The sequence below is a fragment of the Snodgrassella alvi genome (assembly GCF_040741455.2).
Lineage (GTDB): Bacteria > Pseudomonadota > Gammaproteobacteria > Burkholderiales > Neisseriaceae > Snodgrassella > Snodgrassella alvi_E.
Genome location: NZ_CP160328.2, coordinates 625,846 through 642,473 on the forward strand (window position 1 = coordinate 625,846; position 16,628 = coordinate 642,473).

17 protein-coding genes and 2 tRNA genes are annotated in these 16,628 nt (G+C 40.5%); 8 read left to right on the top strand and 11 right to left on the bottom strand.

All coding sequences use genetic code 11. The features are described from left to right. Positions 1-33: 33 nt before the first annotated feature. The 3 genes from ABU615_RS02890 (at position 34) to ABU615_RS02900 (ending at position 758) form a co-directional block, all read left to right on the top strand. Positions 34-336, top strand: coding sequence for an integration host factor subunit alpha (locus tag ABU615_RS02890; RefSeq protein ID WP_100141266.1), 303 nt, complete (start codon positions 34-36; stop codon positions 334-336). Next, a complete protein-coding gene (locus ABU615_RS02895; protein WP_100141267.1) occupies positions 320-646 on the top strand; it encodes a hypothetical protein in 327 nt (108 codons plus the stop codon). The genes ABU615_RS02890 and ABU615_RS02895 overlap by 17 nt, the downstream gene beginning before the upstream one ends. A gap of 35 nt (positions 647-681) precedes the next feature. Continuing rightward, positions 682-758 (top strand) — tRNA-Pro (locus tag ABU615_RS02900). Positions 759-1,007: 249 nt separating this feature from the next. Here the strand turns inward: ABU615_RS02900 and recO are convergent. Together recO and ABU615_RS02910 are read right to left on the bottom strand one after the other, a co-directional pair. Then, positions 1,008-1,742, bottom strand: coding sequence for a DNA repair protein RecO (gene recO, locus ABU615_RS02905; protein ID WP_267391928.1), 735 nt, complete (start codon positions 1,740-1,742; stop codon positions 1,008-1,010). Positions 1,743-1,751: 9 nt separating this feature from the next. Further along, entirely contained in the window at positions 1,752-1,925 is a 174-nt protein-coding gene (locus tag ABU615_RS02910; protein ID WP_180295848.1) for a hypothetical protein, read from the bottom strand. Here ABU615_RS02910 and yegQ point away from each other — a divergent pair. Beyond that, a complete protein-coding gene (yegQ, locus tag ABU615_RS02915; protein WP_370389179.1) occupies positions 1,924-3,291 on the top strand; it encodes a tRNA 5-hydroxyuridine modification protein YegQ in 1,368 nt (455 codons plus the stop codon). The two genes, ABU615_RS02910 and yegQ, sit on opposite strands and share 2 nt — an antisense overlap. A 59-nt stretch (positions 3,292-3,350) precedes the next feature. On the opposite strand, the gene hemH is transcribed toward yegQ, so the two are convergent. Together hemH and thiE are read right to left on the bottom strand one after the other, a co-directional pair. Then, positions 3,351-4,358 carry a ferrochelatase gene (gene hemH / locus ABU615_RS02920; RefSeq protein WP_370389180.1) on the bottom strand — a complete coding sequence of 336 codons (1,008 nt, stop codon included), beginning with the start codon at positions 4,356-4,358 and terminating at the stop codon, positions 3,351-3,353. 153 nt (positions 4,359-4,511) lie between these two features. Next, on the bottom strand, positions 4,512-5,138 hold the full coding sequence (thiE, locus tag ABU615_RS02925; RefSeq protein WP_367487687.1) for a thiamine phosphate synthase: 627 nt from the start codon (positions 5,136-5,138) through the stop codon (positions 4,512-4,514). 114 nt (positions 5,139-5,252) lie between these two features. Here thiE and ABU615_RS02930 point away from each other — a divergent pair, with 114 nt between their 5' ends. Both ABU615_RS02930 and ABU615_RS02935 read left to right on the top strand, forming a co-directional pair. Then, a complete protein-coding gene (locus ABU615_RS02930; protein ID WP_370389181.1) occupies positions 5,253-6,848 on the top strand; it encodes an inorganic phosphate transporter in 1,596 nt (531 codons plus the stop codon). A gap of 294 nt (positions 6,849-7,142) precedes the next feature. Next, positions 7,143-8,123, top strand: coding sequence for a bile acid:sodium symporter family protein (locus tag ABU615_RS02935; protein WP_100141273.1), 981 nt, complete (start codon positions 7,143-7,145; stop codon positions 8,121-8,123). Between the two features lie 341 nt (positions 8,124-8,464). On the opposite strand, the gene ABU615_RS02940 is transcribed toward ABU615_RS02935, so the two are convergent. Continuing rightward, positions 8,465-8,540 (bottom strand) — tRNA-Thr (locus tag ABU615_RS02940). Between the two features lie 351 nt (positions 8,541-8,891). After that, positions 8,892-9,827: a hypothetical protein gene (locus ABU615_RS02945; protein WP_370389182.1), complete on the bottom strand. Its 936-nt coding sequence runs from the start codon at positions 9,825-9,827 to the stop codon at positions 8,892-8,894. 143 nt (positions 9,828-9,970) lie between these two features. Here ABU615_RS02945 and ABU615_RS02950 point away from each other — a divergent pair, with 143 nt between their 5' ends. Next, positions 9,971-10,222, top strand: coding sequence for a hypothetical protein (locus ABU615_RS02950; protein ID WP_100141275.1), 252 nt, complete (start codon positions 9,971-9,973; stop codon positions 10,220-10,222). A gap of 70 nt (positions 10,223-10,292) precedes the next feature. Here ABU615_RS02950 and ABU615_RS02955 read toward each other — a convergent pair whose 3' ends face one another. Further along, positions 10,293-11,945, bottom strand: coding sequence for an electron transfer flavoprotein-ubiquinone oxidoreductase (locus ABU615_RS02955; RefSeq protein ID WP_267408778.1), 1,653 nt, complete (start codon positions 11,943-11,945; stop codon positions 10,293-10,295). 1,069 nt (positions 11,946-13,014) lie between these two features. Between ABU615_RS02955 and ABU615_RS02960 the strand changes: the two genes are divergently transcribed. Continuing rightward, positions 13,015-13,227, top strand: a complete 213-nt coding sequence (locus ABU615_RS02960) for a hypothetical protein (protein WP_100141277.1) — start codon at positions 13,015-13,017, stop codon at positions 13,225-13,227. Between the two features lie 108 nt (positions 13,228-13,335). Here ABU615_RS02960 and ABU615_RS02965 read toward each other — a convergent pair whose 3' ends face one another. From ABU615_RS02965 to ABU615_RS02980, 4 genes are all read right to left on the bottom strand, one after another. Then, on the bottom strand, positions 13,336-13,890 hold the full coding sequence (locus ABU615_RS02965; protein WP_267408777.1) for a hypothetical protein: 555 nt from the start codon (positions 13,888-13,890) through the stop codon (positions 13,336-13,338). Beyond that, a complete protein-coding gene (locus ABU615_RS02970; RefSeq protein ID WP_370389183.1) occupies positions 13,890-14,543 on the bottom strand; it encodes a DUF484 family protein in 654 nt (217 codons plus the stop codon). Before ABU615_RS02970 ends, ABU615_RS02965 begins: the two co-directional genes overlap by 1 nt. Next, a complete protein-coding gene (gene dapF / locus ABU615_RS02975; protein WP_267408775.1) occupies positions 14,540-15,397 on the bottom strand; it encodes a diaminopimelate epimerase in 858 nt (285 codons plus the stop codon). The genes ABU615_RS02970 and dapF overlap by 4 nt, the downstream gene beginning before the upstream one ends. 305 nt (positions 15,398-15,702) lie before the next feature. Continuing rightward, the gene (locus tag ABU615_RS02980; protein WP_370389184.1) at positions 15,703-16,623 is read right to left on the bottom strand and encodes a LysR family transcriptional regulator; all 921 of its coding nucleotides are present in this window, start codon (positions 16,621-16,623) and stop codon (positions 15,703-15,705) included. Between the last annotated feature and the right edge of the window lie 5 nt (positions 16,624-16,628).

A 16,628-nucleotide genomic window follows, 5' to 3' on the forward strand; every position in this document is an offset into this window, starting at 1 on the left:
AATATCGCCCTCTTTAATGAAAGAAACTTTAATATGACGCTGACAAAAGCTGAACTTGCAGATATTTTGGTAGAAAAAGTAGCCGGCATGAGCAAACACGATGCCAAAGAAATAGTAGAATTGTTTTTTGAAGAAATTCGCAGTACCCTAGAACAAGGAGAACAAATCAAAATCTCTGGTTTTGGTAACTTCCAGCTGCGCGATAAACCGCAGCGCCCTGGCCGTAATCCCAAAACCGGCGAAGAAGTCCCTATTTCTGCTAGACGCGTGGTAACATTCCATGCATCACAAAAATTGAAAGGCATGGTTGATCACTATAATGGAAAACAAGCCTAAGCAACTGTTACCCATTCCAGCACAGCGGTACTTTACCCTAGAAGAGCTGTGCCAGCTTGCTGACATTAGTAAGGAGCAGTTTACTGCATGGCAGCAGATTCACGGCGTAGTGATTGGCTATGGCGGCCAGCATTATACCCGTGCTGATGTAATTAAAATTCGACAATTGCGCGATAGCTTTACTCCCTATATCGATCCATTTACACGTAATCAGGTGGATGCTGAAGGTAATCCGGCCATTGATGCTCTAGAAACACGGCAGCACATTGAGAAGATAATGGACAACCTGAATAGCGTACTTGCCAAGTAAAACGATTACTTTTATAATCGCCTCCTTTACAGAGTCGGAGTGTGGCGCAGTCTGGTAGCGCACTTGCATGGGGTGCAAGGGGTCGAAGGTTCGAATCCTTTCACTCCGACCAAAATTAAAAATACAGCCTAGAAGGGCTGTATTTTTTTATACAAATAGAGTAAATATCAGTATCAGATTCTCACAGTATCAAAATAAAAATTCAGATAATATGCTTTCGAATCAATAAAGATGTTAAAAAAGAAAATCCAATTCTTTGCTTATTAAAATTCTAGCAATTCATTCCAAATTCTCAAAGGCCCGTTACTAGTCCAATAAACTGCAATAATTTATTCAATCAGATGCTTAAATAATAAGATTATTAACCTGTTAATTGCTGCAGCTGTTTCAATATCTGTCTACTGAGGATACCGTCTGGTAGACGGAAATCAAGTAGCATGCGAGTCAGCCGAAGAGCTTCCTGATGCCATTCAGGTTGTGATGCCAGAGACTGGTTGGTTAGCGCATTAAGAGTATGTCCATGGACCACAATGCCTTTCTCTTGAGCAGATAGCTGCTGTGCCTGCATCAATAATACCGGTGCGTGCTCAGCACGCAACCAGTAACGTTCATGACAGACAATTGCTTGTTCTAGATTGTCCTGCGAGATATCCGGAGCCACACCTAAAGTATGCAGAAGGCTCCACTCAAAATAACGTAAAGCTGCCAGATGCTCACCACCGCAGATACTTTGCAAAACGGCGTACATGGCATGATAGATAGATGGTAAAGAATCCTCGCGTGCTGTAAGTTTCAAAACTAACTCATTCACATACATTGCACTGAACAAAGCTTGATTTTGTGGCTGAGGCCACCCACCTACCCATTCTGCACGATGAAGAGTTTTCAGTTCATTATTGCCATACCAAGAAATCTGCAAAGGTACAAATGGTACCAACACGCCGCGCAGTTCACTTTGGCGCCGTCGTGCACTGCGAGCCAACATCACCACTCTGCCATAGTCTCGTGAAAATATTTCTATTTGAAGACTGCTTTCACTCCACGGACGTGATGAAAGCAAAAAAGCTGGTTGATGATTGATACGATTATCAGACATGAGTAGTTGTTACATCGGATAGATTTGCTGATTATTATAGCCCGATATGGCATGACAATTGACCATATTCGCCAAAAAGCGGATAATTCCTTTAAAAATAGATATTTTACTTTCAGGCAGCCGGTTTTTTTCAGCCGGCTGCCTGAAAGCATTCAAAACTATCAGGAAAGTTTGCACACTCATGAAAGCACCGGAATTATTATTACCTGCTGGCGGTCTGGAACGGATGCGTGCTGCGTTTGATTACGGCGCAGATGCAGTCTATGCGGGTACGCCACGCTATTCTCTACGTGCACGCAATAATGAATTTGCCCATCTTCCAGTACTGGAGCAGGGAATTTCTGAAGCACACGCTCGTGGCAAGAAATTTTTTCTGGCCAGTAATATTCTGCCACACAATGCCAAACTGAAAACGTATCTGGCTGATATGGAACCAATTATTGCCATGCAGCCAGACGCACTGATTATGGCCGACCCTGGGCTGATTATGAAAGTGCGCGAAAAATGGCCGGAAATACCGGTGCATCTGTCCGTACAGGCCAATACGACTAATGCTTGGGGTGTACAGTTTTGGCAAAGCATCGGTATTGAACGTATTATTTTATCACGTGAGCTAAGTATCAATGAGATTGCTGAAATCCGGCAGCAATGTCCAGATATTGAGCTAGAAGTATTTGTGCACGGTGCTTTGTGCATCGCCTATTCCGGCCGCTGTCTGCTATCCGGATACTTTAACCATCGTGATCCCAATCAGGGTACCTGCACTAATGCCTGCCGCTGGGATTATAAAGTACATAATACGTCGGATAGTGACAGCGGTGACGCCCAGTTATTACGCGATTTTGATTTCAATCAAGCTCAATCTCTGGCAGATGAGAGCCTGTTGGGCCCGAATGAGCAGCAACGCCACCCCTTAGCTAATAAAGTATATTTAATCGAAGAGGCTAATCGACCCGGTGATATGATGCCGATTATGGAAGATGAGCACGGTACCTATATCATGAATTCCAAAGATTTACGCGCAGTGGAACAAGTTGCGAAACTAGCTGAGATCGGTGTAGATTCACTGAAAGTAGAAGGCCGCACCAAATCGGTTTATTATGTAGCCCGTGCTGCACAAGTATATCGGCGTGCCATTGATGATGCAGTTGCTGGAAAACCTTTTGATTACTCACTGCTGGCCGAACTTGAAGGGCTGGCAAATCGTGGTTATACCACTGGATTTTTGGAACGTCATCAGACTCAGGAATATCAGAATTATTTATCCGGCCACTCTTTATCCAAACAAAGCCAATATGTTGGCAAGGTAACGGCTATTGACGCTGATGGGTGGGCAACGATTGAGGTAAAAAATAAATTCAGTGTAGGTGATCAGTTGGAAATTATTCACCCCAGCGGTAATCAAATTATTCGGCTAGAACAAATGACACGTAAAGGGTATCCGATAGAAGTGGCTGCTGGAAATGGTTTCGAAGTGAAAATTCCACAAATGCATGGTAAAGACAAGGCTTTGATCGCACGAATTATGATGCAGAACGAAGCAGTTTAAACAAATAAACAAAAAGCCATAGACTCAAATTCTATGGCTTTTTATTGGATACCTGAAACTTACAGCCAGCCTTGCAGATTCTGATTGATTAAAGGTATCAGTATTTTTACCCATTCATCTTCACTGCTCATACATGGAATATAATGAAATTGTTCACCCCCATGAGCCAGAAAATCAGCTTTACCCCTAATATTAATCTCTTCTAGTGTTTCCAGACAATCTGTAACAAATCCAGGACATACTACATCAAGTTTTTTTATTCCAGCCTGTGGTAGCTGGTTGAATAAATCCTGAGTACTGGGACCAACCCATGGCGCATAACCAAACCGGCTCTGAAATGCCAGTCGGTATTCATTATCTTTCAATCCGAGCTCACTAACCAGATGCTGGGTAGTGGTGTGGCAATGCTCAACATAAATATCACCTGCCTGTTGCTGAGCTAATGGAATACCATGAAAACTCAACAACAAACATTCCCCGCGTCCATACTGTTTCCAGTGCGTATGGATATGAGCTGCCAAGGTCTTTATATAATTGGTATCTGCACAAAAACTAGTGATACTTCGTACCGCCATCTGCACACGCTGTTTAAGTAAAACACGCCATAGCTGATCAAGTGCCGCACCACTACTTGAACTTGCATATTGTGGATACAAGGGTACTACCAGCAGATTTGCTACACCTTGCTTCTTCATTTCCTGCACCACATCCACCACACATGGCTGACCATAAGTCATTGCAAAACGGGTGATCACACTTTCAGGTAAAGCTTTAGACAATGCTTGAGTGAGCGACTGTGTACCAATTAGAAGCGGAGAACCATTGTCTTGCCAAATGGTTTGATAAGCATGAGCACTTTTCCTTGACCTTAAAGGCAGGATAATGCCACGTAATAGCAGCTGCCATAAAAAACGTGGCAACTCAACCACACGCTGATCTGATAAAAACTCACGCAGATAGGGACGTACAGCCTGAGGTGTTGGTGCTTCGGGCGTACCAAGATTCAGTAGTAATACACCTGTTTCTGTGATAGATGTTTCAGGTTCGCTAAGAAATGGTTTTGACATAATAAGAGCGCCGGCAAAGGATAAGCAGGTTTATGATTGAGCTTCACAAGTATAGCTGATTACGTTATCACTACTTATGCTGCTTCATAATCAATTTATTCATAATAATCTTTCTCTTCAATTGGGTAAGACTGACAAAAATTGTACCGCTCTTTATTCTTTCCAAAGAGCCTGAAAAGCTTTTACCACCTTTTCTGGTTCAACCGCATCTGTTACTGCTCGCACTACTGCCAGAGAACTAACACCTGTGGCCAGAACATCAGGCGCATTACTCAGATCGATGCCACCAATGGCTACCGTCGGAGTACTTCCGGCTTGAAGCACGTATTGTCTAAGTTTATCTAATCCCTGAGGCTGTGTAGGCATTGTCTTAGTTTTGGTAGGAAATATTGCCCCACAAGCTACATAGCTTGGCTTTACTGAAAGTGCAAGAGCAAGCTCTTCAGAAGAATGAGTGCTTACTCCTAACCGTAAACCGGCACTCTGTATCATCACCAAATCAGCACTTTCCAAATCTTCCTGTCCAAGATGTACACCGTAGGCACCACAATCTACCGCCTCCCACCAATAATCGTTGATAAATAATTGTGTAGGTGAATCCTTTGCATAGGCCACACTTCGTTCAATATCACGGTACAATGACGAACCTATCTGGCTTTTATTGCGTAGCTGCACGGTATTAGCGCCTGCATCCACCATTCGGGCTACCCAGTCTGCAGAAGGAACAACTGCATAAAATTTAAGCGGAGCGGCAATGGGTAAAAACGGATTCGTAAACATAATTTACTCCTTTTGAAACAAAAATCTTTATAATGGCACTTTTTTACGTAGCATGGCACACGTCGGATAGCTTGTTTACGTGCCGGCTCTGAATTTTCCACTTTAAAATACATTATGGCCGCAGACACATCTTTTGCACGTTCGCCCTTGATTACACGGGTTAATTACGCTTTTGCTGCATTGCTACTTGGCACCATTGCCTATTTCATTTACTGGGGACTAGGCTATACCAATCATCATGCACCGCTATTATTCATTGTAGCTACCCTCTTTGGTGCATTTATGGCTTTCAATATCGGTGGCAATGATGTAGCCAATTCTTTTGGCACCAGCGTAGGTGCCGGTACGCTTACAATACCACAAGCTCTGGGTATAGCTGCAGTGTTTGAAGTTTCTGGTGCCGTCATTGCCGGTGGCGAAGTAACTAAAACCATCAGACACGGTATTATAGACCTTGGTGCCATGCATTTGACACCGTCACAATGTATAAATGTAATGCTAGCTGCATTGCTGGCAGCAGCCATCTGGTTACTGATTGCTTCGAAAAAAGGACTTCCGGTTTCAACTACCCACTCTCTAATTGGCGGTCTGGTTGGTGCCGGACTGTGTCTGGGCTATCTGGTCACCGGTAACAGCAGTGCACTAGATTTAATCCAGTGGAACAAAATGGGCGAAATCGGTCTATCATGGGTGATTTCTCCTGTACTTGGCGGAGCATTGTCATTCATTCTTTTCAACCAAATTAAAAAGCATGTACTTGATTACAATGAGCGTATGAACATAGCTCTGAAAGAAATCAAACAAGAAAAAAAAGCGTACAAGGAAAAGCACAAAGCGTGGTTTGAACAACTGAGTGAGACAGAAAAAATCAAAATTTCTTCTGCCATTGCACGCGATGCGGAAAATTATAGTGATCCAGACTACAGCGTAGATGAACTAGAATCGGATTATTATAAAAAGCTAGCTGATATAGAAAGCCGTAAAAACAGTATAGATGCGTTTAAAGCTCTACATAGCTGGGTGCCTCTGATTTCTGCCTGCGGTGGCATGATGATTACAGCTATGCTGTTATTCAAGGGATTAACCAATCTGCATCTGGGCTTGTCCGTAGTAACCAATTTTTTGCTAATCATCATGATTGGTGCCCTGATCTGGATGGCAACATTTATTTATGCCAAAACACTGAAGCGTAAAGATTTAAGCAAATCCACTTTTTTAATGTTTAGTTGGATGCAAGTATTTACAGCTGCTGGTTTTGCTTTCAGCCATGGAGCCAATGATATATCCAATGCAGTAGGCCCGTTTGCAGCCATTATGGACATAATTAGAACTGGTGATATTGCTATGGATGCCAATGCCATGATTCCAGCACCTGTGATGATTACTTTTGGTGTTGCCCTGATTGTCGGCCTGTGGTTTATCGGTAAAGAAGTGATTCAAACTGTGGGCACCAATCTTGCTAAAATGCATCCGGCTTCAGGATTTACCGCCGAACTATCTTCAGCAGCCATTGTAATGCTGGCTACGCTAATGGGCTTACCGGTATCCAGTACACATATTTTAGTCGGTGCTGTACTTGGAATTGGACTGGTTAACCATAATGCCAACTGGAAGCTGATGAAACCAATAGCACTTGCCTGGGTTATTACCCTTCCTTCTGCAGCAATTCTGTCGGTTTTGATTTTTCTCGGACTGAATTCTTTTTTCTGACCTCAGCAATAATATAGCGCGCCAGTCAAATACAGGCTGGCGTTTTTGTTCATCCACATCAAAATTAAACCATTGTTGAAAATTTATTTATTTCATCAATTATCTTGTCTATCATAAGTTTTAAATCTATTTCTAAATTGGTTGCCTTGAACATTTGGTGATTATCTTAAAGGTAATTAAAAGCAATTATGTAATCGGATTAATGCTTTTTAACTCAGCTAGCAGCTGTATGTGATAGTGACTTTTCGTTAAAATATTGCCTTTTGTAATTACGAACGCAAACGCTGAGCTGCCATGAACAATTTGCTTAAAAAATTTTATATAGACCCGTTTTTACTGGCTATGCTATTGGTTGTCGGTACTGCTACTATTCTTCCGTGTCAGGGCAGCGTCAAAACTTTTTTTAGCTATCTAACTACCATCGCTATTGCACTACTTTTTTTTATGCATGGTGCCAAGCTGTCTCGACAGGCTGTTACTGAAGGAATCAAACATTGGCGGTTGCATCTATTGGTCTTTTGCAGCACATTTATCCTGTTTCCGCTAATTGGTCTATGTCTAAGAATACTGGTACCAAACTGGCTTTCTCCCGAGCTTTATCTTGGCTTTCTATATTTATGCGCCCTACCCGCCACTGTGCAATCCGCCATTGCCTTTACCTCCGTTGCTGGCGGAAATGTGGCTGCTGCTGTTTGCAGTGCTTCTGCCTCAAGTATCCTCGGTGTTTTTCTATCACCTGTTCTGGTTGGACTGATGATGCCAACCAGTGGCAACAGCGTTGATACCGCAGCAGCGATAGAATCCATTTTGATGCAGTTAATGCTACCTTTTGTAATCGGACACCTTGCACGCCCTTTATTAGCCAATTGGATTCATCAGCACAAAGTATGGATTAACCGTACAGACCGTAGTTCCATTCTGCTGGTGGTGTATGTGGCTTTCAGTGATGCAGTGGTTGAAGGCTTATGGCACAAAGTAAATCTGGGTTCAATTGGTATGATTGTGATGCTGAGCCTAGTGATTCTATTTCTGGTGATTACGATCAATACACTGGTAGCACGGTTATTAGGTTTTAAACGAGCCGACGAAATTACAATTGTGTTTTGCGGCTCCAAAAAAAGCTTGGCCAATGGCGTACCTATGGCCAATGTTCTGTTTCCTGCCAATATGGTAGGTATAATGCTCTTACCATTGATGATTTTTCACCAGCTACAATTGATGATTTGCGCTGTACTGGCGCAACGCTATGCTCGCACAAATAAACCAATTTCATAACTGTTACCCAGTACTATTGCGACAGATTATAATTGGTTTAAATATTTTTCATTTTAGAAAAACTGAGCCAAATGAGTAATAGTTTTTCAGATGCATTCAAATACAACTTTTAGGTTTAATAGTCAGCTTACCATTAGCACAAATTTCTGTTTTAATAAGAAATATTTGTGGTTTCTTTGCATGTAATTAGAACACATTCAGTATATTTATCATCACGTTGATGGTTGCGATAAATATAAAATGCTTAATTCAAAGAATGACGATACAATTAAGGGAATTTAAGTTGAAATTGGAATAAGTGACGCAGAATTGTCACAAATAATTGATCTAATGAATTTTTGTGGTGCCAGTAATAGGAATCGAACCTACGACCTTCGCGTTACGAGTGCGCTGCTCTACCAACTGAGCTATACTGGCTGACTAATAAATTTTTTCAGAATGGCGCGCAGTATAACACACCTACTTTTGATTCACCATCTTTAACAAAACATGCCTGAAATCTTAAAATCTTAAGAATTTATACTTAATCATACATATATAAATTATTTAGTAGCCGTACATTTTATGCGTTACTATCTCATTAAATTTTATGCTTCTGTTAATTAAAAATAATCGCAATAAGCATAATTTTATTCAAAACACAATTTTTTTCTACTATGCTATGTTAGAAAAATTCTTTATTTCTAATAATCAATAGATATGTTAGCAACTTCAGCTACTACTCTTTTACAGAAGCAAATAGCAAAGCTAAAATACTGACATTAAATTTTAACGTTGTCTTTTCTTAAAATTGTTCATAACTTGTGTCAAGTTATATTTCAGCACGTCATCCACTGCCGAAGGCACTTCCGCCAATAGCTCACGCTGTAGCGTTGTTACCAGCCCAGCAGTATGTTTCTGTACCGCTACCCTGACCATACCAGATAATACATCGGCTAGATGAGGGCGTAATTTTTCACTAAGCTGCTGCAATAGAGCCTGTTCTGAAATGCAGGTAACAGCACGATTTGCTGTACCTCGCGGCTCGATTACATGCATATGTACATGAATTACTGGCTGGCCATTTTCACTAAAGTCTGTATTGACATCAGTAACATCAGACTCAGAAGTCTCAGCCTGCACAATCGTTGCCTGATTTCCTTTTAGTTGAACAGTACAGCCAGATGGCAAAGTTTCATCAATCGGAGCACTTTGCAAACAGCTTTGGGCAGCCAGCCAGTCTTCCTGAATCAGTAATGCTGTATCATTCAAAGCAGATTCTTGTTGCTGAGCCTCCAACGTACTCTGCTGCTGCCATTGCTGCAGGTAGGCACGATAAACACGTTCTCGCTGTATCGGATCCAATACCACCTCATCAGTCTGATTATACTGGGAAGGATTAGGTTTTTTTGGTTTAGCTGCAGCAGGCTGCCGGTTGTGAGGTACTGTACCTGTTACTACAGCAGAAGTATTAAAAGCGTGCTCGTGTCTTCTGGTTTGATGTACAACCACTGTCGGTTTAATACTCTTGTTCACATCATGATGAACAGCATGATTATCATGCTTCTTTTTATTATGGCGCAGTTGTTCAAGATTACGTACCCAATCAGGTTTGGCTTCAGCCGACTCACTATCTGTATTAGTCATAGATTGCTGTGCAGGCGGATTATCTTCACTCAAAGTAAAAACAAATTGATTTTGTTGTTCATACTGGTTTTTCACCATGCCCTCACTTCTTATCGTCTGATGTATTCTGGCTCGCTTCACATGAATTTTCACTGTGCCATATATAGGTAATTATAACAACTTTTGTAGGTTAAAATGCTAAAATAATGTATATTTTGTCCAATTTAATTAGGAATCAAATAATGAGTACCTTAGAACAACGAATTGAATTTCTCGAAGAAAATAACGAAGCCCTACTCATGCAAAACCGTGTGCTAGCCACTGCACTGAAAGGTTTATTGAGAGCCTTGCCCGCAGATTTAGCAGAACTAGCTACAGAATCTATTCGAACAGCTTTTGATAACGAAATTGCTGAATTGCAGTATGAAGAAAATCCGCAAGTAGAATTATTTCATGATGCCACTTACGCGTTTTTTCATGAACGCGAACATTAAATCATAAAACAGACCAGCAGCAGATGGCTGGTCTGTATATGCTCAACTCTGATGTTTTTCATGCCGGCAGTCACATATCGGCATAATTTGGTCCGCTACCGCCTTCGGGACACACCCAGTCAATATTCTGCTCAGGATCTTTAATATCGCAGGTTTTACAGTGTACACAATTCTGCGCATTAATCTGCAATTGTGGTTCTCCTGCTTCTTCTATAATTTCATACACCCCAGCAGGACAATAACGCGTTTCTGGACTAGCAAATTTTTGATAATTAACACTAATGGCCAATTCTGGATTGTGTAGCCTAAGATGTACAGGTTGGTTTTCAGCATGGCTGATACCAGCCAAAAATACACTACTCATACGATCAAATGTGAGTTTGCCATCCGGTTTAGGATAATCAATCTTCTGGCAATCTTGTGCTGGTCGTAAAGACGCATAATCCGCCCGCTGATGCCTTAGAGTCCATGGTGCCTTACCCTTGAACACATATTCTTCTAGTGCACCATAAACTAGGCCTCCCAACAGACCCCATTTAAATGCAGGACGTACATTGCGGACTTTATTCAACTCACTAAATAACCAACTGTTTCTGAATAAACTTGTATAATTTACTGCCTCTGCATTACTGCTTTCGCTAGCTTCCTCGCTTAATACCTCAGCAACGGCCTCTGCTGCGAGCATACCGGATTTCATAGCGGCATGAATACCTTTAATTCGCGGCACATTCAGAAAACCAGCAGTATCACCAACCAGAACACCACCAGGAAACGTTAGTTTGGGCAAACTTTGCAAGCCACCTTCACTCAGCGCTCTTGCACCATAAGCAATACGTTTACCACCCTCTAATGTAGCTCGAATGGCCGGATGAGTTTTGTAGCGCTGCATTTCTGCATACGGAGACAGATAAGGGTTCTGATAATCCAGACCAATCACAAAACCAACTGCTACTTTATTATCATTCAAATGATACAAAAAAGAACCGCCATAGGTTTTCTGATCCAATGGCCAGCCTATAGTATGAATCACAGTTCCGGGTTTGGATTTTTCCGGTGCGATTTCCCATAATTCTTTAATTCCGATTCCATAAGTTTGATGCTGGCAGTCTCTTCTTAAATCAAATTGCTGCATCAGTACTTTAGTAAGCGAACCGCGGCAACCTTCAGCAAAAATAGTCTGTTGTGCCAACAATGCCATACCCTGCTGATATTGGTCACCAGGAGTACCATCGCGTTGAACGCCCATATCGCCGGTGGCAATTCCCCGTACCGAACCATCAGCATGATAAAGTATTTCTGTAGCGGCAAAACCAGGATATATTTCTACGCCCAATTCTTCCGCCTGCTGCGCCAGCCAACGACAAAACACGCCCAGACTAATGATGTAATTGCCTTGATTATTAAAACTGGCTGGCGTTGGCAGACGGTAAGCTTTTTTTTCGGTTAAAAACAGCAAACTGTCTTGTTTCACCGCACACGATAACGGAGCGTCTTTATCCTGCCAATTTTCAATCAGCTCCGATAATGAATGAGGGTCAATTACAGCACCGGAAATAATATGCGCTCCAACTTCAGAACCTTTATCAACAACGCATACACTAATCTCGCGCTGTTGTTTAGCGGCCAATTGTTTTAAACGTATGGCAGCAGATAAACCTGACGGACCGGCCCCCACAATAACAACATCATATTGCATGCTCTCGCGTTCAAGGGTATCTGTCATGATAAGTTTTCCTGCTTAGAAACAAAATTACTCAAAATTCAGTAGCCATGCCTGATAAATGCATGCTGAATACTCAAAACTTGTCATTATATCGAACAATGGCTTCAGACAGTGACTAAGGGACTAAGCCTGTTCTGATTTCCATTTCACACTAGCCAAACCAAGAAATAAACCATTACTTAAAATATTTGAATATAAGCTGAAAAATTACTTCTTAAAATACAATAAACTGTATTTCAATAAATGTACAATATCTATCCCAAACAGGTTTTATCAACATTAACTTTTCAACGGCTTTGTTTCAATAGAATAACCGTAGTAATAGTCTATATTCTGCGCACATCATTTCAAAGCAAGGGTTCATGCTGAGAATCGCTTTGATTTTCTCAAACTAAAAAATTGGCTACACAACCAATACTAAAAAACCAAACAACAATCTTTGTTGATTTCTGAATATGAAAATTAACACATTTTCATTGCGATTAATTGGTATTACTTCATTGTTAATAGACTCAGAAATTGATAATCAGATTGAAGACTGTAATTAGGATAAACCTAAAGTACGTCAGCTGCTCTATACAACATTCCCTATTAACTTAATTGTGGCAAGATTGCATGAAAATCATCCACAGTGTCATCAGCTAAACCAAGCAGAATCCAAGGTATATAAACCATAAATATGTAAATTTGTTGTAAAAAAACAACTTCTCTAATTTGCAGTAATTTTGTTGGGTAATCATTAAACTGTAACATTATTGCTGAATATTATTTACTTTTATTAAATTTTATCAATATCTTATAACTATACCCATACCTTAATCTTATTGCTTATCTAGTAAGTATATCCTGCACTAGACTAGATTCTAACGCGCCATTCTCAACAAGCTTCTGTAGCTGTTTAACAAAAATACACCTTTGGCAGATTGCATTAGTTTGCAAGGCGGGGCATAATTCGATTTGCACAAGTTATGCGCACTGTAGCTATTTATTGAAGAAATGATATAGTGTGCAAAAACTGGACTTCCATCACTAAAGTAATACTTTTTGATACAGATTAAGGTACATAATCATGAAAAAATCTCTGTTAGCTGCTGCTGCCCTGATGTCTTTGTTCTTGGCTGCTTGTAATAAAGATGAATCAGCTCCTGCTGCTTCTGCTGCATCAGAAGTTTCAGCTCCTGTAGCTTCTGAACCAGCTCCGGCTTCTGAACCAGCTCCAGCTTCTGAAGTTTCAGCTCCTGCTGTTGCTTCTGGCGCTTCTGCTGAAGCTGCTTCTCACTAAGCACATCAAATTAAAAAAGCCAGACTTTCCAGTCTGGCTTTTTTATTATCTGATTCTTAAAAAGGGTGCAAAGTTGAGATCTGGCTCAAAAACAATAGCAAACTCCAACTACAATTTTCCTCTAAAACTTAACATTAGATATATCAGTTGAGTAAATAAACAAAAGAGCAACAATGTCTGCATGCGCCATACCGTTTTTTGTTTATTTTCTGTACGTGAAAATAGCATCAACATCAATAACCATTGAGTTCCAATCCAGTATAAAGGTTGCCAAGTAAGCATCTGTAAAACACTAACCATTAAAGGAACTAATAAAATTGTATTTCTGATTAGACATAAAATGAGCGTCAAACAGATAGCCAGCGCTCCAAACTGTAACCAACTACTATAAAGCAGATTAGATAAATAACCGTTGCTTTTGAGTCTATTGCGCTGATGAAGCATAAACACCGAACCCAACAGCACATAAACTGGCATCAGAAATAAATTTAACGGTTTAAACAAACCAGCAATACCCGGCAATACCACACTACTCATAGCTGCCAAAATCACCCAAATGGTTAACGCAGCAGCCAGCCAGCCATATAATTGATATTTACAACATTGCCACACAAACAGTACTGCATAAATCATTACAACCGCATAAATGATTAATGTAGTCATCAGCGTACCAGTTTTAGCAGACGTGCCAGTACCACGGCCATATTTTCTGCCATATAGTTTACCCATTCAGTAGCCATATCCGATGTGAAATGAGCTTCATTCTCATGGCCGACTATCAAAATTGCTAGCGTCTGTTCCTGCCAGCGCAATGGCAGTTGTAAAAAGCTTTCCAGACGAGGCTGTACGGGCAATAATTCCCGTAAAACAACCACAGGTAAGTTACCACATATGGGCTTATTCAGTTTTTTTGCTACAGCTTTAACCTTATCATCTGCCATTAAAGAAGCAGGTATACGCACACTTTTAGGTGCTTCGGTAACAATTTTCAAGGCGAAATCAGGTAATACAAATTCGTTTTTCAAGCCATCGTGAATTGCCCTTTGCCATTGAGCGACTGTATTTACCAAGAGCAGGCGTCGGTCGAAAGCCATGAACTTAGCCATCAAAGTATGATTAGCATCCGCTTCTCCCAACATCTGTACCAATTGTGAAGCCATTTTTTCCGTTTTACGCTGCATAAACTGCATCCGGCCCTGCTGGAAAGACATTATCTTGCTTTCAATAGGTCGCAGGTTAAACTCTGCTGCATGTTCGTACAGCCACTCTGGCTGAGCATGTAAAAACGCACGTACATCTGCTTCTTTGATACTCATAAATAATCAATCTCCCCATCAAAAACACTCTGGGTAGGCCCTGTCATCCATACATGAGCATCAGGTTGCTGCTGCCAACTGATTAATAACTGCCCCCCAGTCAAATTAACTTCTACCGGTTCATCATCGCCCAGTAATCCCAAACTGATTCCGGCTACAACTGCAGCACAGGCACCCGTACCACAGGCCTGAGTTTCTCCAACACCTCGCTCAAAAACACGCAGACGAATCCTGCGTGGTGCCACAATCTGCATAAAACCGACATTAACGCGTTGAGGAAACTGTTTGTGGTTTTCAATAGCTGCTCCCAGCCGGTGTACAGGTGCTTGCTCAATATCTTTCACCACTATCACCGCATGCGGATTGCCCATATTGATACAGGTAACACTAACAGTCTCATTGCCGATTACAAGCTGATGGCTGATACTACGAGCATCATCCTCATCAATAGCGGTAAACGGAATTTGCTCCGGAGCCAACAACGGCACACCCATGTCTACTGTTACCAAACCATCATCGGTTAAACGGGGCACAATCACACCGCCAGCTGTTTCTACGACAATCTGCTTTTTGCTGGTTAACCCTTTATCGTAAACAAAGCGGGCAAAACACCGTGCGCCATTTCCACACTGTTCCACTTCAGAACCATCTGCATTGAAAATCCGATAGCGAAAATCAGCTTCTGCTTGTCGTGGTGCCTCAATCAGAAGAAGCTGGTCAAATCCAACTCCGGTATGCCGTTGTGCCCATGCGGCAATTGGTGCTGTACTCGGGTTAAATTTCTGGTTGATACCATCAATAACCATGAAATCATTACCTAAGCCATGCATTTTGGTAAATTTTAACTTTGTCATAAGCCGCCCAGTTTATTATTCCAGCAGATAGGCGACTATGATACCGATTTATCTTGATAACGATAAGTTCTGAACACCAATAAAATCAAAAATCTTTACATTTATATGATTTGAAAAATAACTTAAACTGTGATTTTATATACTTCATCTTTTGAATCAGATTCAGTATAAACCGCTAATAATATATATTCTGATATAAGAAATAGTATAAAAAAATAAAAATCATCTGATTATTGAAACACTGAATACTATCAGCCTAATATTTTTTATAAATATCAGCATATATACTAAATATTTTTGCTTGATTATTTAATGTTTTCAATGAAGTAATCGATAAAAACTCTAAGTTTTGCTAAATTCCTATTTGACTCTGGGTAAAGAAAACAAAATTGCCATGTATGATTATTAGAATATTCAGGTAAGATTTCTACCAATTTATTACTCTGCAACTCATTCTGCACCGCAAATCTAAATAAATGTACAATTCCACAACCATTCAACGCAAGAACCTTAGTCGCAAGAATGCTGTCAAACACTTTTATCTGGTTCGAATAATGAAAATCCCTCTTTGAATGATTATCTACAGAATTCCATAAGAATTTTTTGTTATTTTCGCTAATGCTGAAATTGATACACTGATGATTTTTAATATCTGAAGGCGATTGTATCATGCTGTTGTTAGACAAATATTCAGGACTAGCAAACAGACCGGATGTAGCATCATGCAATTTTTTTTTAATTAAAAAGGGCTCAAGTTTGGTCTCAGGCTGAATCAACCTCACTGATAAATCATAAGTTTCAGCCACAAAATCAATATTTCGATTAGTTACATGAAAATCTAGCTTCAGATTTGGATATAGTTCACAAAATTTATTTAAATATGGCGCCATTTTATAGTTAAAAAAACTTTCTGGAACACTGATTTTTAGTCTTCCAGCTACAGACTCTTTTTGTAGTTTAAGCTCTCGCTCAACACTGATTAATGATTCTAAAATTTCAGAGCATTTTTTATAATAAATTTTCCCCTCTGGTGTTAATTTGATTTTACGTGTATTTCGACTGAATAATTCAATACCAATCCTTTCTTCAAGCCTTTTAATAGAGCGGCTAACAGCAGCAGGTGTAATATTCAAATACTCAGCAGCAGCTGAGAAATTTTCATTTTCAGCTGCTACTAGAAACAGTTCAAGACTAGCTAAATTCATACCCTGTAAATGGTTTTTCATTTCAA